The organism is Nocardia macrotermitis (genome assembly GCF_009604405.1).
GTDB classification, from domain to species: Bacteria; Actinomycetota; Actinomycetes; order Mycobacteriales; family Mycobacteriaceae; genus Nocardia; species Nocardia macrotermitis.
This window is the reverse complement of sequence record NZ_WEGK01000011.1, coordinates 282,648-305,957: the sequence shown is the minus strand read 5'-3', so window position 1 is coordinate 305,957 and position 23,310 is coordinate 282,648. Positions and strand designations below refer to the sequence as shown.

General features: G+C 68.3%; 22 protein-coding genes and 1 pseudogene. 6 read left to right on the top strand and 17 right to left on the bottom strand.

The genetic code is table 11. The features are described from left to right. The 14 genes from NRB20_RS38395 to pyrR form a co-directional block, all read right to left on the bottom strand. Positions 1-1,013 (bottom strand): primosomal protein N' family DNA-binding protein (locus tag NRB20_RS38395; RefSeq protein WP_454786549.1); only part of this gene is annotated, 1,013 nt, incomplete at its 3' end. A 253-nt stretch (positions 1,014-1,266) separates the two neighbouring features. Beyond that, positions 1,267-2,481, bottom strand: coding sequence for a methionine adenosyltransferase (metK, locus tag NRB20_RS25130; RefSeq protein WP_319945366.1), 1,215 nt, complete (start codon positions 2,479-2,481; stop codon positions 1,267-1,269). 202 nt (positions 2,482-2,683) lie between these two features. Continuing rightward, the gene (gene coaBC, locus NRB20_RS25125; protein ID WP_153413132.1) at positions 2,684-3,901 is read right to left on the bottom strand and encodes a bifunctional phosphopantothenoylcysteine decarboxylase/phosphopantothenate--cysteine ligase CoaBC; all 1,218 of its coding nucleotides are present in this window, start codon (positions 3,899-3,901) and stop codon (positions 2,684-2,686) included. A gap of 49 nt (positions 3,902-3,950) precedes the next feature. Next, positions 3,951-4,226, bottom strand: a complete 276-nt coding sequence (gene rpoZ / locus NRB20_RS25120; protein WP_025350704.1) for a DNA-directed RNA polymerase subunit omega — start codon at positions 4,224-4,226, stop codon at positions 3,951-3,953. Between the two features lie 32 nt (positions 4,227-4,258). Next, on the bottom strand, positions 4,259-4,822 hold the full coding sequence (gene gmk / locus NRB20_RS25115; protein ID WP_153413130.1) for a guanylate kinase: 564 nt from the start codon (positions 4,820-4,822) through the stop codon (positions 4,259-4,261). A 25-nt stretch (positions 4,823-4,847) separates the two neighbouring features. Further along, entirely contained in the window at positions 4,848-5,168 is a 321-nt protein-coding gene (gene mihF / locus NRB20_RS25110; RefSeq protein WP_040824977.1) for an integration host factor, actinobacterial type, read from the bottom strand. A 709-nt stretch (positions 5,169-5,877) separates the two neighbouring features. Continuing rightward, positions 5,878-6,702, bottom strand: coding sequence for an orotidine-5'-phosphate decarboxylase (gene pyrF, locus NRB20_RS25105; protein ID WP_319945365.1), 825 nt, complete (start codon positions 6,700-6,702; stop codon positions 5,878-5,880). Beyond that, positions 6,699-7,010: a hypothetical protein gene (locus tag NRB20_RS25100; RefSeq protein WP_153413128.1), complete on the bottom strand. Its 312-nt coding sequence runs from the start codon at positions 7,008-7,010 to the stop codon at positions 6,699-6,701. Before NRB20_RS25100 ends, pyrF begins: the two co-directional genes overlap by 4 nt. Positions 7,011-7,098: 88 nt before the next feature. Then, positions 7,099-10,449, bottom strand: coding sequence for a carbamoyl-phosphate synthase large subunit (carB, locus tag NRB20_RS25095; protein ID WP_153413126.1), 3,351 nt, complete (start codon positions 10,447-10,449; stop codon positions 7,099-7,101). Then, on the bottom strand, positions 10,449-11,549 hold the full coding sequence (gene carA, locus NRB20_RS25090) for a glutamine-hydrolyzing carbamoyl-phosphate synthase small subunit (protein ID WP_153413232.1): 1,101 nt from the start codon (positions 11,547-11,549) through the stop codon (positions 10,449-10,451). The genes carB and carA overlap by 1 nt, the downstream gene beginning before the upstream one ends. Before the next feature lie 14 nt (positions 11,550-11,563). Next, positions 11,564-12,073: a PH-like domain-containing protein gene (locus NRB20_RS25085; RefSeq protein WP_153413124.1), complete on the bottom strand. Its 510-nt coding sequence runs from the start codon at positions 12,071-12,073 to the stop codon at positions 11,564-11,566. Beyond that, positions 12,073-13,389, bottom strand: a complete 1,317-nt coding sequence (locus NRB20_RS25080; protein ID WP_153413122.1) for a dihydroorotase — start codon at positions 13,387-13,389, stop codon at positions 12,073-12,075. Before NRB20_RS25080 ends, NRB20_RS25085 begins: the two co-directional genes overlap by 1 nt. A gap of 19 nt (positions 13,390-13,408) precedes the next feature. Continuing rightward, a complete protein-coding gene (locus NRB20_RS25075) occupies positions 13,409-14,371 on the bottom strand; it encodes an aspartate carbamoyltransferase catalytic subunit (RefSeq protein ID WP_319945364.1) in 963 nt (320 codons plus the stop codon). Positions 14,372-14,405: 34 nt separating this feature from the next. Then, positions 14,406-15,041: a bifunctional pyr operon transcriptional regulator/uracil phosphoribosyltransferase PyrR gene (pyrR, locus tag NRB20_RS25070; protein ID WP_153413120.1), complete on the bottom strand. Its 636-nt coding sequence runs from the start codon at positions 15,039-15,041 to the stop codon at positions 14,406-14,408. Positions 15,042-15,411: 370 nt separating this feature from the next. On the opposite strand from pyrR, the gene NRB20_RS25065 reads away from it, so the two are divergent. Further along, a complete protein-coding gene (locus NRB20_RS25065) occupies positions 15,412-16,290 on the top strand; it encodes an alpha/beta fold hydrolase (protein ID WP_319945363.1) in 879 nt (292 codons plus the stop codon). 162 nt (positions 16,291-16,452) lie between these two features. Here NRB20_RS25065 and NRB20_RS25060 read toward each other — a convergent pair whose 3' ends face one another. Beyond that, the gene (locus NRB20_RS25060; RefSeq protein WP_153413118.1) at positions 16,453-17,043 is read right to left on the bottom strand and encodes a TetR/AcrR family transcriptional regulator; all 591 of its coding nucleotides are present in this window, start codon (positions 17,041-17,043) and stop codon (positions 16,453-16,455) included. A gap of 133 nt (positions 17,044-17,176) precedes the next feature. Here NRB20_RS25060 and NRB20_RS25055 point away from each other — a divergent pair. Then, a pseudogene (locus tag NRB20_RS25055) lies at positions 17,177-18,087 on the top strand (alpha/beta hydrolase family protein). Between the two features lie 226 nt (positions 18,088-18,313). On the opposite strand, the gene NRB20_RS25050 reads toward NRB20_RS25055, so the two are convergent. After that, complete coding sequence (locus tag NRB20_RS25050) at positions 18,314-18,898, bottom strand: TetR/AcrR family transcriptional regulator (protein WP_153413116.1); 585 nt, start codon at positions 18,896-18,898, stop codon at positions 18,314-18,316. A gap of 83 nt (positions 18,899-18,981) precedes the next feature. Here NRB20_RS25050 and NRB20_RS25045 point away from each other — a divergent pair, with 83 nt between their 5' ends. Then, on the top strand, positions 18,982-19,884 hold the full coding sequence (locus NRB20_RS25045) for an oxidoreductase (protein WP_153413114.1): 903 nt from the start codon (positions 18,982-18,984) through the stop codon (positions 19,882-19,884). A 116-nt stretch (positions 19,885-20,000) separates the two neighbouring features. On the opposite strand, the gene NRB20_RS25040 is transcribed toward NRB20_RS25045, so the two are convergent. After that, positions 20,001-21,257 (bottom strand): amidohydrolase family protein, encoded by a 1,257-nt coding sequence (locus NRB20_RS25040; protein ID WP_153413112.1) that lies wholly within the window; start codon positions 21,255-21,257, stop codon positions 20,001-20,003. A gap of 128 nt (positions 21,258-21,385) precedes the next feature. On the opposite strand from NRB20_RS25040, the gene NRB20_RS25035 reads away from it, so the two are divergent. The 3 genes from NRB20_RS25035 to NRB20_RS25025 all read left to right on the top strand — a co-directional run bounded on the left by NRB20_RS25035 (position 21,386) and on the right by NRB20_RS25025 (position 23,270). After that, positions 21,386-21,808 carry a winged helix-turn-helix transcriptional regulator gene (locus tag NRB20_RS25035; RefSeq protein ID WP_319945362.1) on the top strand — a complete coding sequence of 141 codons (423 nt, stop codon included), beginning with the start codon at positions 21,386-21,388 and terminating at the stop codon, positions 21,806-21,808. 32 nt (positions 21,809-21,840) lie between these two features. After that, entirely contained in the window at positions 21,841-22,467 is a 627-nt protein-coding gene (locus NRB20_RS25030) for an alpha-ketoglutarate-dependent dioxygenase AlkB (RefSeq protein ID WP_153413108.1), read from the top strand. Positions 22,468-22,556: 89 nt separating this feature from the next. Further along, the gene (locus NRB20_RS25025; protein ID WP_153413107.1) at positions 22,557-23,270 is read left to right on the top strand and encodes an HD domain-containing protein; all 714 of its coding nucleotides are present in this window, start codon (positions 22,557-22,559) and stop codon (positions 23,268-23,270) included. The last annotated feature ends 40 nt before the right edge of the window (positions 23,271-23,310 follow it).

Genomic DNA, 23,310 nt, shown 5'->3' with positions numbered 1-23,310 from the left:
CGCGGGCCGCACCGATACCGTCGAGATGCGGCAGTACGCCGAAACCGGCGACCGTGCGCGAAAGCCGAAGTCAGGAGGACGGTGTGGCCGACGAGTCGCGCGGACCGGCCACCGACGACGCGCTCGTCCCCATCACCACCACCGTAACCATCGCCACGAACACCGCCATCAGCACCAGCACTGCCATCGGCATCGGCACCAGCACCGGCAGTACCATCGGCACCGGCACCGGCACCAGCACCGCCATCGGCACCAGCACCGCCATCGGCACCAGCACCGCCATCGGCACCAGCACCGGTACCGCCATCGGCACCGCCATCGGCACCGCCATCGGCACCGCCATCGGCACCGCCATCGGCACCGCCATCGGCACCGCCATCGGCACCGCCATCGGCACCGCCATCGGCATCGGCATCGGCATCGGCATCGGCATCGGCATCGGCATCGGCGAGCGGATCCAGCCTCGTCCCCGCTTCACAAACCTCATGTTCGGATTCCGCGACCATGCCCCTGTCCACACGCGCGGACTGTTCCGCCTGATCCGTCGACTCTCGACGTGCGGATGCGGCACTCACGCCCGTGCCCTCGGTGGGGCCGGAGATGTCGAGTGCTACCGCGGGATCGGCGGCGACGGTGGTTTCGACGGTGGGGTCCGGTTCGGATTCCGCTGTGGCACTGCCTTTTTTCGGGCGTGCCGGGCCCGCTTCGGTTCTCGCGTGACGTGGCGGAATCGCCAGGCGCAGGACGTCCGCGCGGGTGCCTGCGTAGCGGGCGGCGACGGCAGTGATCAGGCGGAGGATTTCCGGGGTGAGGACGCGTTCACCGGAGACGACCCGTTCCAGGCGCATGAGGGTGCCGGTGTGGTCGGAGCGTTCGAGGCGCTCCAGGAGGTAGCCGTCGATGAGGCGGCCCGAGAAACGTACGCGCACACGCACACCCGGTTGTGCGAGTTCGTCCAGCTCGGGCGGAACGAGATAGTCGAAGTCGCGATCGAGGTGGGCCGGTTCCAGCATCGGCAGCACCCGGGCGACGGGAAAGGAGACGACCGCGTCGTTCGCGGCCGCCTCCTTGCGTTTGCCTCGTCGTCTGCCCACACCCGCCGCATCGGAGGCGGGCTCGGCGGGCACCATGGCCTCGGCCAATTACTGCCCGGTGGCCGCGCGCACCGAACTCACGCGCGGTCCGACGCGGCCTCCGACGGACAACCAACGGCCACACCACATTTCACGGTGTGCCGAACCGCATCCGATGCAGTCTTCCAACGGCTTACAGACCCGCCGCGGCGCGCAACTTGTCGGCGCGATCGGTGCGCTCCCACGGCAGATCGATGTCGGTGCGGCCGAAGTGGCCGTACGCGGCGGTCGGCGCGTAGATGGGTCGCAGCAGATCCAGATCGCGGATGATCGCACCGGGACGCAGGTCGAAGACCTCGCCGATGGCCGCGGAGATCGCGGTCGGATCGACCTTCTCGGTACCGAACGTCTCGACGAACAGACCCACCGGCGCGGCCTTGCCGATCGCGTACGCGACCTGCACCTCGACCCGCTCGGCCAGATCCGCCGCGACCACGTTCTTGGCGACCCAGCGCATCGCGTACGCCGCGGACCGGTCCACCTTCGACGGATCCTTACCCGAGAACGCGCCACCACCGTGCCGCGCCATCCCGCCGTAGGTGTCGACGATGATCTTGCGGCCGGTCAGACCCGCATCACCCATCGGCCCGCCGAGCACGAACTTGCCCGTCGGGTTCACCAGCAGCCGGAAATCCGAGGTGTCCAGCGGGGTGGGCAGCTCCAGCTCGCCCAGCACCGCCTCGACGACCTTCTCGCGGATATCGGGAGCCAGCAGATTGTCCAGATCGATATCGGCCGCATGCTGGGTGGACAGCACCACGGTGTCCAACCGGACCGGCACCGCACCCTCGTATTCGATGGTCACCTGGGTCTTGCCGTCCGGGCGCAGATACGGCAGCACACCCGACTTGCGCACCTCGGTCAGCCGCCGGGAAAGGCGGTGCGCCAACGCGATCGGCAGCGGCATCAGTTCGGGGGTCTCCTTGGTGGCGTACCCGAACATCAGGCCCTGGTCACCGGCGCCCTGCCGCTCGATCTCGTCGTCGGAACCACCGACGCGAGCCTCGTGCGAATGGTCGACACCCTGGGCGATATCGGGCGACTGCGCACCGATCGCGATGTTCACACCGCAGGACGCACCGTCGAAACCCTTTGCCGAGGAGTCGTATCCGATCTCCAGGACCTTCTCCCGCACGATCGTGGGGATGTCCGCGTAAGCCTCGGTGGTCACCTCACCGGCGACGTGCACCTGACCCGTGGTAACCAAGGTCTCGACCGCCACCCGGCTGTGCGGATCCTGCGCGAGCAGGGCGTCGAGAACGGAATCGCTGATAGCGTCACAGATCTTGTCCGGATGGCCCTCGGTCACGGACTCACTGGTGAATAGGCGGCTGCCACTGGTGCCCACAGTTCTCCCTCTCCCTCAACGGGTTTCTCGTCACACTATTCCAAAACACCGACGCAGTGGGGTCTCGCGCACGCCCGTCAGAACGCGCGCACCAGCCACAACGCCTCCACAGGGCCCCGTTTTGGCGATCGGTGAAACCGTGCACCCGATGCCGTCACGCATCGAGCGTCTTCTTGCAGGATAGGCCGAATCCGCCGACTACTCAGCGCAGTAGCGGACCGAGCGCATCCAGCACCCGGCTGGCCAGCAGTGCCTTCGATCCGTGATCGAGGGCCTGCTCGGTGCCGTCGGCACCCAGCAGCCAGCCGTCGTTGTGGTCGACCTCGAAGGCCTTGCCCTCGCCGACCGCGTTCACCACCAGCAGATCACACCCTTTGCGCTTGAGTTTCGCGCGCGCGTAGGTGAGAACGTCGCCGTGTTCGTCGCCGGTCTCGGCGGCGAATCCGACGATCGCGGTCCCGGTCAGACGGCCGTCACGGCGAGCCTGCACCAGACCCGCCAGAATGTCTTCGGTTTTCGTCAGCTCGATCGAATTGGGTTCCCCGGCACCCTTTTTGATTTTCGCGGCCGCGACGTTGACCGGACGGAAATCGGCCACCGCGGCGGCCATGATGACCGCGTCGGCGCCGGTCGCGTGCTTGTCGACCGCGACGCGCAACTGCTCGGCGGTGGTGACGTGCACCAGCTCGACCGAGGCCGGGGCGTCCAGGCCGATGGTGTTTCCGGCGATCAGCGTCACCCGGGCGCCGCGCTGAGCGGCCAAGCGCGCCAACGCGAAACCCTGTTTGCCCGAGCTGCGGTTCCCCAGGAAACGCACCGGGTCCAGCGGTTCGCGGGTGCCGCCCGCGGACACCACGACGCGACGCCCTTCCAGATCGCGCGGAATCGCGTCGTCGCGTTCGAGCAGCAGCGAGGCCAGCGCGAAGATCTCCTCGGCCTCGGGCAGCCGCCCGGCGCCGGTGTCGGCGCCGGTGAGCCGCCCCGAGGCCGGCTCGATGACGACCGCGCCGTGTTCGCGCAGCGTGCGCACGTTCGCCCGGGTGGCCGGATGCTCCCACATCTCGGTGTGCATGGCCGGGGCGAAGACGACCGGACATCGCGCGGTGAGCAGCGTCGCGGTGAGCAGATCGTCGGCGCGGCCCATCGCGGCGCGCGCCATCAGATCGGCCGTCGCGGGGGCGATGACGACCAGGTCGGCCTCCTGGCCGAGCCGCACGTGCGGAACCTCGGGCACATCGGCGAAGACGCCGGTGTGCACCGGGTTGCCCGAGAGGGCCTCGAAAGTGGCCTTACCGACGAACTGCAACGCCGACTCGGTCGGTATCACCCGGACGTGATGTCCGGTCTCGGTGAACTTACGAACGAGCGAGCAGGCTTTGTAGGCGGCGATCCCGCCGCCTACGCCGACAACGATCCGCATCTGTCATGCCTCTTCGGTGCGTCGGGTCACGGTGCCTCGGCGGCGCTCGTCACTCGCCTTCGGTGTGTTCGAGCAGGTCGGAGTGGATCTCCCGCATGGCCACCGACAGCGGCTTCTCCTGCAGGCCCGGCTCGACCAGCGGGCCGACGTACTCGAGGATGCCGTCGCCGAGCTGGTTGTAGTAGTCGTTGATCTGGCGCGCCCGCTTGGCCGCGTAGATGACCAGCGCATACTTGGACGACGTGCGCTCGAGCAGCTCGTCGATCGGCGGGTTGGTCAGGCCGACCGGGGTGTCGTACGCGGGCACGGTCTTGGTGTCGCTCACTGGTGAGGCTCCTGCGGGTCTGTGGTAGTGGTCTAAAGCGAATTTGTGCTAACGAACAACGATACCAACTGCTCACAGGCGGCAGTCACCTCGTCGTTCACGATCACTGTGTCGAACTCGTCACACGCGGCCAGCTCGGTCTTCGCGGTCAGCAATCGACGTTCGATCACCTCCGGCGATTCGGTGCCGCGGGAGGTCAGCCGGGAGACCAACTCCTCCCAGCTCGGCGGTGCCAGGAATACCAGCAGCGCCTGTGGCATCGCGGCACGCACCGAGCGCGCCCCCGCGAGATCCACTTCCACGAGAACCGGTTTACCGGCGGCCAGTGCCGCCCGGACCGGTGCGGCCGGCGTTCCGGACCGCTGCAGGCCGCCGTGGATGTCGGCCCACTCCAGCATCTCCCCCTTGTCGATCATGGTGTCGAATTCGGCCCTGGTCACGAACCGGTAATCCCGGCCGTCGACCTCCCCGGGCCGCGGGGCCCGGGTGGTGGCCGACACACTGAATACCAATTCCGGTAGCCGCTCGCGGACGCAGCGGACCACGGTGGACTTCCCGACGGCCGAGGGGCCGACCAGTACTACCAGTCGACCCATCTTCGTGTGCTCGACCACCCTCGGATCAGGCTTCGAAGTCGAACTTCGCCAGCAGCGCCTTGCGCTGACGGTCGCCCAGGCCGCGCAGACGGCGGGTCGGGGCGATCTCCAGTTCGGTCATGATCTCCGCCGCCTTGACCTTGCCAACCTTCGGCAGGGCCTCGAGCAGTGCGGACACCTTCATCTTGCCCAGGACCTCGTCGGTCTCGGCATCCTTCAAGACCGTCTTCAGGTCGGTGCCGCCACGCTTCAGGCGCTCCTTGAGCTCTGCCCGAGCGCGGCGAGCGGCAGCCGCCTTCTCCAAAGCAGCGGCGCGCTGCTCGTCAGTCAGCTGGGGAAGGGCCACGGTTCCTCCGTCTCATCGTTCATTGCATGATCTACCCCCGGTAACCCGGCGGTCTCAGCGACCGTACCCACGCGGCCTGCCGATTGCGAACCCACCCCCCAGGTCAGCGCGTGATTCGGGCAGTCGACGGGCCGTTCGAGCGGGGTCCGGCGAGGATCCCGGGCGAGGTCGCGACGACCTGCGGGCAAATCACCAACAGCCCTCTGACCAGCACGTTCTTCACTAAATATCGGGTACCCGCGGTACCGGGCGAACGGACCGGACAACTCGTAACCGTGCCGTTATCGCCCGACCAGGAATTTTCTGGAATTTCTCCGCGTGTCGCATATTTTCGCCCAGCGTGTCGCATCAACAGCCGACGCATGGGGTATCGAGTGAGCACACGCCCGGCACATCGGGTCCGAGCCCGCGGCACGCGGACCGGATTGCCGCAGAACGCCCCCGCAGCGCCGCCCGAACGCGATCCTGACGGCGTAAAGCCCATCGCGGCGATTCCTCGTCCAATGCCCGTATCCGGGGGCACAGCGGGCCCGCAACAGGAAACGGACCGGTCGCCCTGTCTGTTGGGCGACCGGTCCGTTCCATCCGGTTGTGGCGACTGCCTCGCCGCCGCACGTGAATCCGCTCTCAGCGAAAAGCAGATCAGCCCTCGGCAGAAAGCGGGTCGGACTCTCGCCGGAAGGCGAACCGGCTCTCCCCGAGAAGCGAATCAGCTCTGCAAAAAAGCGAATTCGTCGGCGAGCTGGGTCACCCGGGTCCGCAGGGCCGCGACCGAAGGCCCCTCGCCGAGCACCTCCCGCGAGACGTTGGGCACCACGGCCCCCAAGCTCTGCGCGGGCACCAGGGCACGGATCGAATCCGCTCCCCCACCCTGCGCCCCGACGCCGGGCATCAGGATCGGGCCGTTGAGGTTGCTCAGATCCGGGGCCTGGGTCAGGGTGGCCCCGACCACGACACCGACCGAGCCGAATTCCGCGCCCGCGTTACGGGACGCGGCCTCGTCGACCATGGTCTGCGCGACACTGCGCCCCTCGGCGGCCCGCGCCAGTTGCACCTGCGCGCCTTCGGGATTGGAGGTGGCCGCGAGCACGAACAGGCCGCGGTTGTTCGCCGCGGCCAGTTCCAATGCCGGTGCGAGCGAACCGAATCCCAGATACGGGGAGACGGTCAGCGCGTCACTGCCCAGCGGCCCGTCGGTCAGCCAGGCCTGCGCGTAGGCGGCCATGGTGGAACCGATATCGCCGCGTTTGGCGTCGGCGACCACCAGCGTGTCCGCCTCGCGCAGCGCCGCGATGGTGTCCTCCAGCACGACGACGCCGCCCGAGCCGTAGCACTCGAAGAACGCCACCTGCGGCTTGACCAGCGCGACCCGACCGGCGAAGGCGTCCACGCAGGCGTCGGCGAACCGCTTGAGTCCCTCGACGTCCTCGGTCAGCTCCCATGCCCGCAGCAGTTGCGGATGCGGGTCGATGCCGACACACACCGGACCGTGCCGGCCCATCGCATCGCGCAGCCGGACACCGAACGGCTTCACCGCGGCTCCGCCGCCGAACCGGCCGCGGCGGGCTCACGTGTCGGCGCCAGCGCCCCCTTGGCGGCCAGATCGCGTTCCGCGGCGGCCAGCTCGCGGTCGATGGCCTCGAGCTCGCGCTCGAAGTCCGACTGCTCCGCGGGTTCGGCCGCGCGGGACCGATCGATCGGCGGATTGGTGCGGAAGCCGACGGTGCTGTACCCGCCGACGTTGCGCATCACCCGGATATCACCGCCCGGCACCCGTACCTCGCCGAGACCGGTCCGCCGCCGACGCGGCGTCCCCGGCCGGGGTCCCGCACCAAAACCCATGGCTCCCACCGTCTTCGTTCCTCTCTCAGCTGTGCTCGGTAGCGGTGATCCCGGGCGTCAGGAGAGCACGCCCGATACCACCTGTGGATCAGCCGCTCGCGCCGCCCCGGAGGACGGCGTGCAGCTCCTGGAGGGATCGCACACCGATCCCACCATTGATTGTCGCCTCGATGCCCTGGACGGCAGCGGCCGCACCCTGCACCGTCGTGATACACGGGATGTTCGCGCCCACGGCGGCGGTGCGGATCTCGTAGCCGTCGACTCGAGGTCCGGAATTACCGTACGGGGTGTTGAACACGATATCGATTTCGCCGTCCTTGATCTGGTCGACGATCGAGGGCCCGTCGAGCTCCCCGGCGCTGCCGCCGACCTCGCCGACGAACGCCGGATCGGACTGCTTGCGCACCCGCTCGCAGGGAATTCCGTTGCGCCGCAACATCTCCGCGGTCCCGTCGGTGGCCAGGATGCGGAAGCCCAGATCGTGCAGGCGCTTGACCGGGAACACCATGGCGCGCTTGTCCCGATTCGCGATCGAAACGAACGCGGTGCCCTCGGTCGGCAGCGAGCCGTAGGCCGCGCTCTGTGATTTGGCGAAGGCGGTGCCGAAATCCGCGTCGATACCCATGACCTCGCCGGTGGACTTCATCTCCGGCGAGAGCAGCGAGTCGATGCCGGTGCCGTCCGGGCGGCGGAACCGGTGGAAGGGCAGTACGGCTTCCTTCACCGCGACCGGAGCCTCGATCGGCGCGTAGCCGCCGTCGCCCTCGGCAGGCAGCAGCCCCTCCTTGCGCAGCCCGGCGATGGTGGCGCCCAACGCGATTCGCGCCGCGGCCTTGGCCAGCGGCACCGCGGTGGCCTTGGACACGAACGGCACCGTGCGGCTCGCGCGCGGATTCGCCTCGAGAACGTACAGCACGTCGTCCTTGAGCGCGTACTGCACGTTCAGCAGGCCCCGCACGCCGATCCCCTGGGCCAGCGCGACGGTCGAGCGACGCACGGCCTCGATATCGCTGCGCCCCAACGTGATCGGCGGCAGCGCGCACGCCGAGTCACCGGAGTGGATACCGGCCTCCTCGATGTGCTCCATGACGCCGCCGAGGTAGACCTCCTCGCCGTCACACAGGGCGTCGACGTCGATCTCGATGGCGTCCTCGAGGAACCGGTCGACCAGCACCGGGTGATCCGGGGTGATCTCGGTGGCGCGAGAGATGTAGTCCGCCAACGATCTCTCGTCGTAGACGATCTCCATACCCCGTCCGCCCAGCACATACGACGGGCGCACCAGCACCGGATAACCGATGGCGGCGGCGATCTTCTTCGCCTGCGGGAAGGTGGTCGCGGTGCCGTACTTGGGCGCGGGCAGCCCGGCCGCGGTCAGCACCTCGCCGAATTCACCGCGATCCTCGGCCAGGTCGATGGCCGCGGCCGAGGTGCCGACCACGGGCACGCCCGCGTCGGTCAGCCGCTGCGCCAGGCTCAGCGGAGTCTGGCCGCCGAGCTGGCAGATGACGCCCGCGACGGTGCCGGATTCGGTTTCCGCGTGGTAGACCTCGAGCACGTCCTCGAAGGTGAGCGGCTCGAAGTAGAGCCGGTCGGCGGTGTCGTAGTCGGTCGACACCGTCTCCGGGTTGCAGTTGACCATGATGGTCTCGTACCCGGCGGCCGAAAGCGTCTGTGCCGCATGCACACACGAGTAATCGAACTCGATGCCCTGACCGATGCGGTTCGGGCCCGAACCCAGGATGATGACCTTCTCGCGCTCGCGCTGCGGGGCCACCTCGGACTCCGCGGCCGGATCCAGCTCGTAGGCCGAGTAGTGGTACGGGGTCTTGGCCTCGAACTCGGCGGCGCAGGTGTCGACGGTCTTGAACACCGGGCGGATGTGCAGCCGATGCCGCAGCTCCCGCACCCCGCCCTCACCGGCGAGTTCCGGTCGCAGCGCGGCGATCTGACGATCGGACAGGCCGTAGTGCTTGGCCGTGCGCAGCAGCGGTTCGTCCAGCACGGGCGCGTCGATGATCTCCTGACGCAACTCGACCAGGCCCGCGACCTCCGCCACGAACCACGGGTCCACACCCGAGGCCGCCGCGACGTCCTCGATGCTCGCGCCCAGCCGCAGCGCGCGCTCGACCTGGTAGATCCGGCCCTCGGTGGGCACCTTCAGGTCGTCCAGGATCGCCTGCACGTCCGTCCACTCGCCGTCGCCGTCGGTCCAGAAGCCCGCGACCTTGGTCTCCAGCGACCGCAGCACCTTGCCCAGCGCCTCGGAGAAGTTGCGGCCCAACGACATCGCCTCGCCGACCGACTTCATGGTCGTGGTCAGCGTCGGGTCCGCACCCGGGAACTTCTCGAACGCGAACCGCGGCGCCTTCACGACCACGTAGTCGAGCGTGGGCTCGAAACAGGCCGGAGTTTCCTTGGTGATGTCGTTGACGATCTCGTCCAGCGTGTAGCCGATGGCCAGCTTCGCGGCGATCTTCGCGATCGGGAAACCCGTTGCCTTGGAAGCCAATGCGGACGAACGCGACACCCGCGGGTTCATCTCGATCACGATCAGGCGACCGTCGGCGGGGTCCACCGCGAACTGGATGTTGCAGCCGCCGGTGTCGACGCCGACCTCGCGCAGGATCGCGATGCCCAGATCGCGCATCTTCTGGTACTCGCGGTCGGTGAGCGTCATGGCCGGGGCGACGGTCATCGAGTCGCCGGTGTGCACGCCCATCGGGTCGACGTTCTCGATCGAGCAGACGATCACCACGTTGTCGCGGCGGTCACGCATCAGCTCGAGCTCGAATTCCTTCCAGCCCAGGATGGATTCCTCGATCAGCACGTTGGCCGTGGGCGAGGCGGCCAGGCCGCCACCGGCGATGCGGTCCAGATCGTCGTCGTCGTAGGCCATGCCCGAACCGAGCCCGCCCATGGTGAACGACGGCCGCACGACCACCGGAAAGCCAAGCTCCGCAACGGTTTCGCGAACCTCGTCCATGGTGTAGCAGACCTTGGAGCGGGCGCTCTCGCCGCCGACCTTGGCGACGATGTCCTTGAACTTCTGCCGGTCCTCACCGCGCTGGATGGCGTCGAAGTCCGCGCCGATCATCTCGACGTTGTACTTGGCCAGCACACCCCGTTCGTGCAGTGCCACAGCGGTATTGAGCGCGGTCTGCCCGCCCAGGGTCGCCAGGATCGCGTCGGGGCGTTCCTTCTCGATGACCTTCTCGACGAATTCGGGGGTGATCGGCTCGACGTAGGTGGAGTCGGCGAATTCCGGATCGGTCATGATCGTGGCCGGGTTCGAGTTCACCAGCGACACCCGCAGCCCCTCGGACCGCAGCACCCGGCACGCCTGGGTGCCGGAGTAGTCGAATTCGCAGGCCTGGCCGATCACGATCGGGCCCGAGCCGATCACCAGGATGTGGCGTAGATCCTCGCGACGAGGCATCAGGCTCCTTCCATCAGACCGGCGAAACGGTCGAAGAGATACGCGGCGTCGTGCGGCCCGGCGGCGGCCTCGGGGTGGTACTGCACCGAGAAGGCGCGGCCGTCCACCAGCCGCACGCCCTCCACCGTGCCGTCGTTGGCGCAGGTGTGGCTGACCTCGGCGGCGCCGAAGAGGGTGTCGAAGCGTTGTCCCGCTTCACCTTCCAGCGCGAACCCGTGGTTCTGCGCGGTGATCGAGACCTGCCCGGTCTGGTGGTCGACCACGGGCACGTTGATGCCGCGGTGACCGAACTTCATCTTGTAGGTCCGCAAACCCAGCGCGCGCCCGAGGATCTGGTTGCCGAAGCAGATGCCGAAGAGCGGAAGCCCTTCGCCCAGAATGCCTTTGGTGAGGGCGACGGCGTCGTCCTGGGTGGCCGGGTCGCCGGGGCCGTTGGACAGGAACACCCCGTCCGGGTTCAGCTCCTTGATCTGGTCCAGCGTCACGTTCGAGGGCACCACGTGCACCCGCATGCCGCGCTCGGCGAACATCCGCGGGGTGTTGGTCTTGATGCCGAGATCGACTGCGACAACGGTGAATCGGGCGTCACCGGTCGGTTCGATCGTGTACAGCCGATCGGTGCTGACCTCCTCGGCCAGATCCGCGCCCAGCATCGAGGGCTGGCCGGTCACGCGGGCCAGCAGTTCCTCGACCGAGGCGTCGGCGGCTGCGCCGGAGAAGATTCCGGCCTTCATCGAGCCGCGGGTGCGCAGGTGCCGCACCAGCGCGCGGGTGTCGATACCGGCGATGCCGACCACGTCCTGCCGGACCAGCTCGTCCTGCAACGTGGTGGTGGCGCGCCAGTTCGAGGCCCGGCGCGCGGGGTCGCGCACCGCGTATCCGGCCACCCAGATCTGCTTGGACTCGTCGTCCTCGTCGTTCCAGCCCGTGTTGCCGATCTGCGGGGCCGTGGCCACCACGATCTGGCGGTGGTAGCTCGGATCGGTCAGGGTCTCCTGATAGCCCGTCATCGCGGTGCAGAACACCGCCTCACCCAGGGTCTGCCCCTCGGCGCCGAAGGACGAACCGCGGAAAACCCGCCCGTCCTCGAGCACCATCATCGCGCTCTGCCCGGTCACGTCGTCTCTTCTCCCGTCTTCGTGCCGGTCGCACCGGCGACCCACGCCGGATACACCGTCTTGTCGTCGCCGCGGAAACCGGTGTCCACCTCGGTACCCGTCGGCAGCTTCCAGCGAATTACCAGCACACCATCTTGTGTCATCACCTTGCCCGCGTGCCCGCGTTCGGTGCGCACCGCGGTGATGGACTCCTGCGGAATCCACAGCACCTCGGCCCCGTCGCGTTCGAGCAGGATCCCGTGTTCGAATCGGGTCAGCTCGGCCTGGGCTCGAAAGCCCAAGTCCCCCACCGCGATCCGGTTCTGCCAGCTGGGCGCGAGCGTCGTGCCGGTGTACAGGCCCGTCGTCGGCTCCAGCAGTTGCGCGCCCAGTTCGGCGGGCACCGGCGGCAGTTCTCCGACCGCCTCGGCCTGCCGCCGCGCCTTCTTCTGCCACGCCCGGTACATCAGCCACAGGCACAGGCAGAACAGGATGAGCAGCAGGACGACCTGCAATGTCCGTTCCATCAGAACGCTCCCGTGATCTCGTCGCGCGGTTCGGGTTTGCCGTCCCGAGCGGTGATCCGGCCGCGCAGGATGGTGGCACTCACCCGCGCGGGCAGGGTCATCGACTCGAAGGGCGTGTTCTCGGAGATGCTGGCGAGCTCGCGCCCGTGCACCGTCCAGGTCGAATCCGGGTCGATCAGCACCAGATTCGCCGGTTCGCCGACCGCGATCGGGCGGCCCTGATCGTCCAGGCCCGCGATCCGCGCCGGGTTCTCGCTCATCACCCGGGCCACACCGCGCCAGTCCAGCAGGCCGGGCGCGACCATCGTCTGCACGATGACCGACAGCGCGGTCTCGAGCCCCAGCATGCCGGGCCGGGCGGCGGCGAATTCGCAGCACTTGTCCTGTTCGGCGTGCGGCGCGTGATCGGTTGCCACACAGTCGATCACGCCCTCGGCGAGGGCGGTGCGCAGCGCCTCGGCGTCGGAGGCCTCACGCAGCGGCGGATTCACCTTGTTGACCGCGTCGTAGGTCTCCAGCCGCGAATCGTCCAGCAGCAGGTGATGCGGGGTGACCTCGGCGGTGATCGAAATCCCCTGTCCCTTGGCCCATTTCACCAGCTCGACGGTTCCGGCGGTGGAGGCGTGGCAGATGTGCACGCGGGCGCCGGCGTCGCGGGCCAGCAGCGCGTCGCGGGCCACGATCGACTCCTCGGCCGCGCGCGGCCAACCGGCCAGCCCGAGCCGGGCGGCATTGGGGCCCTCGTGCGCGACCGCGCCCTGGGTGAGCCGGGGCTCCTCGGCGTGCTGGGCGATCAGCACGCCCAGCGAGTTCGCGTACTCCAGTGCGCGACGCATGATCAGCGGGTCGTACACGCAGTGCCCGTCGTCGGAGAACATCCGCACCCGCGCCTCACCGGCGGCCATGGTGCCCATCTCGGCGAGTTGCTTACCGGCCAGGCCGACGGTCACCGCGCCGACCGGGTAGACGTCCACCAGGCCGATCTCGCGCCCGCGTCGCCACACATGGTCGGTGACCACGACCGAATCGGCGACCGGTGTCGTATTGGCCATCGCGAACACGGCCGTGTAACCGCCCAGAGCCGCTGCGGCGGAACCGGATTCGATGGTCTCTGTGTCCTCGCGGCCCGGTTCGCGCAGATGCGTGTGCAGGTCCACGAAACCCGGCAGCAGGTATTTGCCCGCGCCGTCGAGGATCTCGGCGTCACCGGCGTCCAGGGACGGGCCGATCTCGCGGATCTCGCCCTCGCCCAGGCGCACGTCGACCGCGTCGCCCGCGCCGTAGAGGCGCACATTCCGGATCAGGACGTCGTTCATCGGGCTCCCATCTCTTCGCTCACGCGGGCTCACCCACTCCGACCAGCAGGCGGAACAGCACCGCCATGCGCATGTGCACGCCATTGGTGACCTGTTGCAGCACAGCGGCTTTCGGGGAATCCGCGACCCGCGGCGCGATCTCCATACCGCGCAGCATCGGCCCCGGATGCAGCACCACCGCGTCCTCGTCCAGCAGCGCCATGCGCCGCTCGTTCAGCCCGTACCGCACCGAGTACTCGCGCGCGGACGGGAAGAAACCGCCGTTCATCCGTTCGGCCTGCACCCGCAGCATCATCACCGCGTCCGCGCCGGGCAGTTCGGCGTCGAGCGAATCGGAGATGCGCACCGGCCACTGCTCCACCCCGACCGGCAGCAGCGTGCGCGGTGCGACCAGCACCACCTCCGCGCCGAGGATGCTCAGCAGGAAGGCGTTCGAGCGGGCGACCCGGCTGTGCAGGATGTCGCCGACGATCACCACCCGCTTACCGTCGAGCGAGCCGAGGCGCTGGCGCAGGGTCAGCGCGTCCAGCAGTGCCTGGGTCGGGTGTTCGTGCATACCGTCCCCGGCGTTGATCACCGCCGGACCCGGACCGGCGAATCCGCCTGCGCCGCTGTCCATCTCGCCGAACCAGCGGGCGATCTGATGGGCCGCGCCCGAGGCGGGATGCCGCACGATCAGCGCGTCCGCGCCCGCGGCGTGCAGGGTCAGCGCGGTGTCGCGCAGCGATTCCCCCTTGGAGACAGAGGAACTCGACGCGCTGACGTTGATCACATCCGCGCTCATCCACTTGCCCGCCACCTCGAACGAGACCCGGGTGCGAGTGGAGTTCTCGAAGAAGACCGTCATCACGGTGCGACCGCGCAGGGTCGGCAGCTTGCGGACCTCGCGGCCGAGCAGCGCCTGCTCGAAACGCTGGGCGTCGTCCAGGAGTTCGGTCGCCGCGCCGCGATCCAGATCGGTCACCGACAGCAGATGCCTCACGATCGCACCTCCGGAGCCGAGCCGGTGCACGTCCTCACTCCTGAACCTCCTGATGCAGGTAGACGCCGTCCCGGCCGTCGTATTCGGTCAACAGCACCGAGATGTCCTCGCTGCGCGAAGTCGGCACGTTCTTGCCCACGTAGTCCGCGCGGATGGGTAGTTCGCGGTGGCCGCGGTCGATCAGCACGGCCAGCTGCACCGCGCGGGGGCGGCCCAGATCGCGCAGGCCGTCCAGGGCCGAGCGCACGCTGCGGCCGGAGAACAGCACGTCGTCGACCAGGACGACGAGCGCGTCGTCGATGCCGCCCTCGGGGACCGAGGTGCGTTCGAGCGGGCGGTGCGGGCGATTGCGCAGATCGTCGCGGTAGAGCGTGATGTCCAGCGAGCCGAGCGCGGGGCGCACCCCGGCGAACTCGTGGATGCGCTCGGTCAGCCGTTCGGCGAGAGTCGTTCCGCGCGTGGGGATTCCGATCAACACGACCCGGGGCATCGTCGGATCGGAGGAATCCAGCGCGGTCTTCTCGATGATCTGGTGCGCCATGCGCGCGATGGTCCGGCCGACGTCCTGCGCCGACAGCAACTCGCGCCCGGCCCGAACCCACTCCGGGTCGTGCCGCTGCGAATATTCGGCGGCATTCGACCGGGCCGAACTCTCTTCGGGCACAGCCATGCCGACCTCCTTCCCCGCCTCACGGGACGGTCCGTTAAAGGATGTCTTTCGGGGAAAGAGCCTAGCAGTGCGAGGGTTCGCCGCCGCACCGCACCCCTCGGGCAATCGATGCCCCGACCAGCCGGTCCGCGGATGTGGCGCGCCCCACCGGGCCGATGGGCCGCACGGCTTCGACCAGCGTCTTCACATCGAGGTTCGGTCGGCCCGCGGCCATCGTCGGGCAAATACGCGGTTATTGCGTCGGCGAGGCAACGGACTCGGCTGCCGCGCGATGGGAGCAACCTCACACGGCGGCGGCCGATTCGCGAGGTGTGGCGTATACAGTACCCATCTTCGTACGCCGTAAATCGGAGTGTGCGATGCTCGAAGTGTGAGCAACGATGCCGAATTCAGCGAGCCGCACCGTGTGAGTTTCCGGGGCCGGGGTGGGATAACCCTGGCCGGGGAGAGTTGGGGACCCGAGAGCGGGCCGCTGACGGTATTCCTGCACGGCGGCGGTCAGACCCGGCATTCCTGGAAGGATTCCGGGGCCGCGCTGGCCAAGGTCGGTTTGCGTGCGCTGCTGCTGGACGCGCGCGGCCACGGCGAGAGCGACTGGGCCCCCGACGGCGATTACTCGCGCGAATCCATGACCGCCGATCTGCTGGGCATCCTCGCCGAACTGGACCGTCCCGCCATCGTCGTCGGCGCGAGTATGGGCGGGCTGACCGCGCTGCTGGCCACCGACCGGCCCGGCAGCGAGCGCATCGCCGGACTGGTCATGGTCGATGTGGTGCCGCGGCCGGAACACGAGGGCGTCGAGCGGGTGCTGAACTTCCTCGGCGGACATCAGGACGGTTTCGCGACCCTGGACGAGGCCGCCGACGCCGTCGCGGAATATCTGCCGCACCGCACCCGCCCGCGCAACCCGGACGGCCTGCGCCGCAACCTGCGGCTGCGCGAGGACGGCCGCTGGTACTGGCACTGGGATCCGGCGATGATGTCGGGCAAGGTCGAGGACATCGAGGCGCACACCGTCGCGCTGGAGAACGCCGCCCGCGAACTGACGATTCCGGTGCTCCTGGTGCGCGGCCGCCTGTCCGACGTGGTGAGTGAACAGGGTGTCGAGGATTTCCGCGCGCTGGTGCCGCAGCTGGAATACGTCGAGATCAAGGCCGCCGCACACACCGCCGCGAGTGACGTCAACGACGAATTCTCCGATGCCGTGGTCGATTTCGTGCGCGCGCACCTGGACGAACAGCAGGGCTGAATCGCCTCCGGCCCCCGAGTGGGTGCGCATCGCACGTAACGGTGCGGCGGGTACACAACGCACGTCACGGCACGGCAGGTACACAACGCACGCCACGGCGCGCCAGGCATACAACGCACGTCGCGGCGCGGCAGGCGTACCCAAACTGACCAGCCCAGCATTTCAGTCCTCGCCGCCGCCGGGCTGCACCGAGAGGCCCGCGAGGAGTACATCGACCATGTGACGCGCACGGTAGTCGGGAAACGTCCCGGCTCCGATGCACAGATTGCCGATGGAGATCATCAGATCCAGCGGACGCACGTCGGCCCGGAATCGTCCGGCATCGACGCCCGCCTGTAGCAATTCGCCGAGCACCGGTACCAACCGGTCGACGAATTCGGCGTGCAAACTCTCGAACCCGGCCTGATCGGAATGCAGCGCCTCGGCCAGACCGTGTTTGGTCACCAGGAAGTCCGTGAACCGCGCCACCCATGACCGCAGCGCCTCTTCCGGAGCCTGTGCGGCGACGGTCTCGGCGGCGAGCCCGTCGACCTGATGCCGGAATACCGCCACCACCAGGTCCGGCCGGGTCGGGAAATGCCGATAGACGGTCCCCATTCCGACGCCCGCTTCTGCGGCGATGTCCCGTACCGGAGCGTCCACACCCGCGCGCGCGAAGACGGTCGCGGCGGCATCCAGCACGATCTGCGCGTTCCGGCGCGCGTCGGAACGCTTGCGCCGACCGGCCCCGGCCTCTTCGTCAGCCGATGACATGTGCGGACACCTCCCAGGTTGCCAAGCGGAGCAACGCTCCGTATATTTTCAATTCGGAGCGCCGCTCCGGAATTTATTCTGCCAGACCGGCGATTCCGGCCTCTCCCTTCCCCGAGACAAGGACCCCGCTCTCATGAACGACATCGCGACAACACCGGCACCCGTCGTCTCGGTCGCCCCCATCGCACTGACGGCCCCCACCCGCGGCCAGGACCTGCCGATACGCGTGAGCGCGCCGACCACCGGCCGCGACCTGCCGCTCGTCGTCTTCTCGCACGGCGCAACCCTGGACATGGACGACTACGCGCCACTGACCCGCTTCTGGGCCGCCCACGGTTTCGTCGTCGTACAGCCCACCCATCTCGACTCTCTCGGCCTCGCATCGGACGACCCACGCGCCCCGCACATCTGGCGCATCCGGATCGACGACCTGACCGGCATCCTCGACCAGCTCGACGCGGTCGAAGCGGGAGTGCCCGGACTGAGCGGGCGGATCGACCGCGAGCACATCGCGGTCGCCGGACACTCGTGGGGCGCGCAGACCGCGAGCACGCTGGCGGGCGCGCGACTCCTGGACAACGGCACGCCCGGCGAGAGTATGGCCGACCCGCGAGTCGGCGCGGCGGTGCTGCTGAGCCTGCCCGGCACCGGCGGCGCGGACCTGTCACCGATGGCCGCCGAACACTTTCCGTTCATGAGCCCGAATTTCGACAACATGAAGACGCCGTGCCTGATCGTCGCTGGAGATCACGACCACTCCCCGCTGACCGTGCGCGGTCCGGACTGGTTCACCGACGGCTACCACCTCGCACCGGGAGCCACCGACCTGCTCACCCTTTTCGGCGCGGAACACGGTCTCGGCGGCGTCCACGGCGCTCACGACACCCGAACCACCGACGAAAGCCCCGAACGAGTCGCACTCGTCCAACGAACCACGCTGGCATACCTGCGCACCACACTGGGACTCGACGACACCGCCTGGCCCGCCGCCCGAGCAGCCTCACAGCAACCCCGGAGCCGCTGGGCCGCATCGATTCGAAGTGAGCCCGACCGCAAGGATTCCCACCTCATGCACCCCAATTCGGCCGATCATCGCCGCGCCCGCGAGTACATCGACCAGCAGGATTCAGCGCGAAGATTCCACCCGAGCACCCAACTCACTCCATCGCCACCACTCCCGCTCCAACCGTTCCATCACCACCGCTCCTACGAGTGCGCCGAACAGCAGGATCCAGCGCGAAAGCCGAGCCGGGTAGCGGAATATCCAGCGTCAGCGATGCTCGCGCAGAAATAGATCGACAGCATCGGTGGCGAGCGGATCGGCCAGTTCGGCCGGAGCCCTGCCCGACGTGATCAGGGTGGCGATGCCCTGCAATGTGGCGATCAGCAGCAGGCGCAGCCGATCGAGATCGCCGGGCGGGAGAGCGCCGACGCGCCGGCCCTCGGCGATCAACTCACCGGTGGTGGTGAACAGACGCGTCGGGCCTTCCTCCGGAATGGAGTGTCCCGCACGGGTTTTGGCGGCGAACATCAGATCCATCAGGGCACCGTCACGGGTCGCGAAGCGAATGTAGGCGATCGCCGCCGCCCGCAGTCGCGCGGGATAGTCGTCGCCGCCGCGATCAATCGCGGCGGCGAGTTCCTCGGCGAGGCGATCGAATCCCACTCCGGCCAGTGCGTCCAGCAGCGCTTGGCGGTCCGGGAAGTGGCGCCGCGGCGCGGCGCTGCTCACCCCCGCCCGCCGCGCGAGTTCACGCAGCGACAACTGATCGATGCCTTCGTCCCGGAGCGTTCGCTCCGCCTCGGCGAGCAGCACCGACCGCAGATTGCCGTGATGGTAGGCGTGGTCGCTCATGATCGTCACCTTAACATCCGCATGTACCCACCGATTACAATGTACCCATTGACGACAATGTACTCAGTGGATACATTTGTCTCATGACTACTTTCCACGGTGTGGAACTGCCCGAGCTGTCCGGGACCACGGCGGTGGTGACGGGCGCGAACAGCGGCATCGGCCGGTCGGTGTCGCGGGCGCTGGCGGCGGCGGGCGCGCAGGTCGTCCTGGCGGTCCGCGATATCGAGCGTGGGCGAACGGCCGCGCACGCGATCGCGGGCATCACCGAGGTTCGCGAACTCGACCTCGCTGCCCTGGACTCGGTGCGAGCCTTCGCCGCGGGCTGGGACGGTCCCATCGACCTGCTGATCAACAATGCGGGCGTGTCCGGGCCGACGCTGACCCGCACGGCCGACGGATTCGAGTCGAAATTCGGCATCAACCATCTCGGCCATTTCGCGCTGACCAACCTGCTGCTGCCGCACATCACCGGCCGGATCATCACCGTGGCCTCACAGGCCGAGCGACTCGCCCGGCTCGACCTCACGGATCCGAACTGGGAGCATCGCCCCTATCAGCCCTCCCGGGCATACAACGACGCCAAGTTCGCGAACCTGCTGTTCACCGCCGAACTGCACCGGCGACTGACCGCGGCCGGATCGAATATCCGGGCGCACGCGGCACATCCCGGCCTGGTCGCGACCGATATCTACCGGCACGACGGCCCACGACGCCCGATGGACCTCGTGTGGGCGGCCGCGCTGAAGCTACTGGCCCAGGACGCGGACCACGGCGCACTGCCGGTCCTGTACGCCGCCGTCGCCGAAATCCCGGGCAACAGTTTCACCGGACCCCGCCACCTGGCCCACATGCGCGGCGCACCGCAACTCATCGACCGTTCCGAACCGGCGCGGAATTCCGAACTCGCCGAACAACTCTGGAATGTCTCCGAACAGCTCACCGGCGTCGGCTTTCCGCTACCCAGCCCGACGGGCACCCGATAACGCGCGCTTCCGTTGCCGGACAGCACGTATCGAATCCGAGCGGGTGCCGAACACATCCAGCGGACCTTCGAGACGCAGCGCGAACAGGTGCTCTGAGTGGGGAGCTGGCGGGCGCGTCACGGATGCGATCGGCTCGTGTCGACGACGAGCTCACCGTTCAGGATCGTCGTGCGTAGTTCACGAAGGTTGCCGATGTCACGGGTGGGGTCGGCGGTCAGCACGATGAGGTCGGCGCGTTTGCCGGGGGCCAGCGTGCCGAGATCGGGGCGGGCGCAGTGGCGGGCCGCGGCGCTGGTGGCCGCGGTGAGCGACTGGATGGGTGTCATGCCTGCCGCGACCATGAGTTCGGCCTCTTCCAGGGTGTTCGCGCCGAACAGACCTCGGCCGGAGAAGGTGTCGCTGCCCAGGACGATGCGCACGCCGGCAGCGGCGACCCTTCCGACGTTCTCGCGGGCGTGCGGATGGGTCGCGTCGTGAATCCAGAGCGTCGGCGTATAGGTGATGTCGCGTTCGAGCATCAGATCGATGAGCGAGTGGTCGGTGATCGGCTCGATCGTGACGCCGTGCTCGAGGCCGTCCGCTCCGGCCTCGATCGCTTCGCGCGCGGCGACCTGCTGGGTCGTGTGCACGGTCACCCGCAGACCTCGCTCGTGACCGGTGTCGATACCCGCCCGCAGGAAGTCGAGCGGGAGCCGCGCGAGTTCGACGGTGACCGGGAAGGCGGGATTCCGCCAGAGGTACTTCGGCGAGCCGTCGCACGCGCACCCGCCTTCGGAAAGCAGCTTGATCGCATCCACTTTGCGGTCGGCCAGTCGATGCACCAGGTCACGCAGCTGCCGCGCACTGTCGACCTCGGCCGTGAATCGCTCACGCGCCCAAGGATTGTCGCCGAAAATGGTGGAGGCGGGATGACCGTCGCGTCCGGTGATGCCGCAGCCGGTGACCAGCAGTCGCGGGCCTCGCAGCGTGCCCGCGGCCAGATCGGCGCGCGTCCGCAGGATCCCTTCGGTCGGGTCGCCCACCGACTTGATGGTCGTGACACCGTGACGGAGGAACAGGTCGAGTCGTTCGGGGAGTTCCTCCTCCTCGAACACCCGCATGGATTCCGGATCGGATACCGCCCGGACGTCGTAGAAGTGCAGATGCGTATCGATCAGGCCCGGTAGCACCCAGCCCTCGGCCGCGTCGATCTCCTTCCTGCCCTTCAGTGGCGTTGCCGAGATCGCGGCGATCTGTCCGCCATCCATCGCGATGTCGCGCAGTCCGGGCAGCGTGGCGTGGCCGTCGAAGACGTGTGCGCGTCGGATGACGAGGTCGTATGCGGCGGGGTCGCGCATCTCGGTGCTCGGCATCACTTCGGGCTCACCGGCCATTGCTCACACTCCTGATCGGGCGATATCTGCTGCGAACGGACCCTGCCGCCGCAGTCGGTAGCATTTCATTACTAGGTTACAAATTACAACCAGACAGGAAAATGTTCCCGAACTCGTATCCTGAAGACGTGACCGAGACCCAGCCGCCGCTGCAGGCCTGCTCGCACACCGAGACGGTCTTCGGTCTGCTCGGCAAGCGCTGGACGGGCCTGCTCATCGACCTGCTCCTCCAGCGCCCGGCCCGATTCAACGAACTGCACGCCGCGCTGCCGACACTGTCCAAGCGGGTATTGAGCGAGCGACTCACCGAATTGCAGGGCATCGGCCTGGTCGAGCGCGACGTCGATTCCGGTCCTCCGATCACCGCGACCTATCGCCTCACCGCACGCGGCCGCGGACTCGGCCCGGCCATGGATGCCCTGCGGATCTGGGCCGGGGCCCCGACCGATGCCGAGGGCCGACCGATTCCGCCGCACGCGCACACGGATCAGCCGACCGACCCCCTCGGTTCGCGCGACGAAAAGCTCGACACCGAGCAGATCGATGCTTGAACATATGTTCGATAGAACGTAGATTCGATCGCATGTCGGTACCGTTGCAGGGATCGTTGCTCGACGGATTCGAAGAGGTCGCACCCGGTCCGCTTGATGGGGTGCGCCGCGTCCAGCTGTCCGACGGCGCGTGGGTCGATCTGCTGCCGGGGTGGCTCGGGGGTGCGGATCTGCTGTTCGATCGGCTCGTCACGGCGGTGCCGTGGTGTGCGGATCGTCGGCAGATGTACGACCGGGTGGTGGATGTGCCGCGGCTGCTGCGGTTCTACGAGGAGGGGCAGGAGTTGCCGGATCCGGCACTGGATGCGGCGCGAATCGCGTTGAGCGAGCACTACTTCGACGAGTTGGGTGAGCCGTTCCGCACCGCCGGACTGTGCTACTACCGGGACGGGGCGGACAGTGTGGCCTGGCACGGGGACACCTCCGGGCGCGGTGCGACACACGACACAATGGTGGCGATCGTGTCGATCGGCGCGCCCCGGGCGCTGCTGCTGCGTCCCCGTGGCGGCGGGGCGAGTCTGCGGTATCCGCTGGGTCACGGGGATCTGATCGTCATGGGTGGGTCCTGTCAGCGGAGCTGGGAACACGCGATACCCAAGACCCGCCGGCCGGTGGGGCCGCGCATCAGCATCCAGTTCCGGCCGCGTGGCGTGCGCTGAGCGGTAGCGCGCGGCCGGTCCCCATCCGGTCACCGTAATTTCGCCTACCGATGGGTCACTTCGTCGGTGCCGCCCGATACATTGGGGCCATGAACGCGACAGGGGCGGGGATTCTGGCCGTGATGCCGCTGCACACGATCAGCGATGTGCACGGCGAGGAGGGGCTGCGCCGCAGACTCCGACTCGAGTCCGCGAAGCTGGCCGAGCCCGAACGGGTCGAGGCGGCACTGGAATTGGCCTCGCAGCTGCATCGCGACGACCGGTACGGCCGCGAGCCCTACCTGAATCATCTACTGCGCGTGGCCATTCGGATCGTCAGCCACTACGAGGTGCACGACACCGATCTGGTGGTGGCGGGCCTGCTGCACGACGCCGTCGAGGATCACGCGGCCGAACTCGCCGGCACCCACGACGGTTCCGCGACCGAGGCCGCCCTCGCCGCGCTGCGTGAACGTTTCGGGGCGCGGGTCGCCGAACTGGTCGCCGCGGTCACCAATCCCGCGCGCGAGCCCGGTATCGATCGCAATCACCAATACCGCGCGCACATCGCCGAAAGTCTGGAACGCGATCCGTGGGCACGGGTGGTGAAACTGTCCGACTTCACCGACAACGGGGTCGGCATCCTCTACGCCACCAGCCCGGCGATGGAACGGCTCGCGGTCAAATACCGCCCGCTCACCGGCGTCTACCGCGATCTGGTCACCCGGCCCGACACCCCGCTGGCCCCGCACGTCAAACAGCACATCCTCGATCAACTCGACCTGGCCGACCAGCGTTTCGCCGCCATCCTCCAGGAGACCTGACCGCCGCGAGCGCCGGTGATGCGGCGTGCCCCGAATCGGT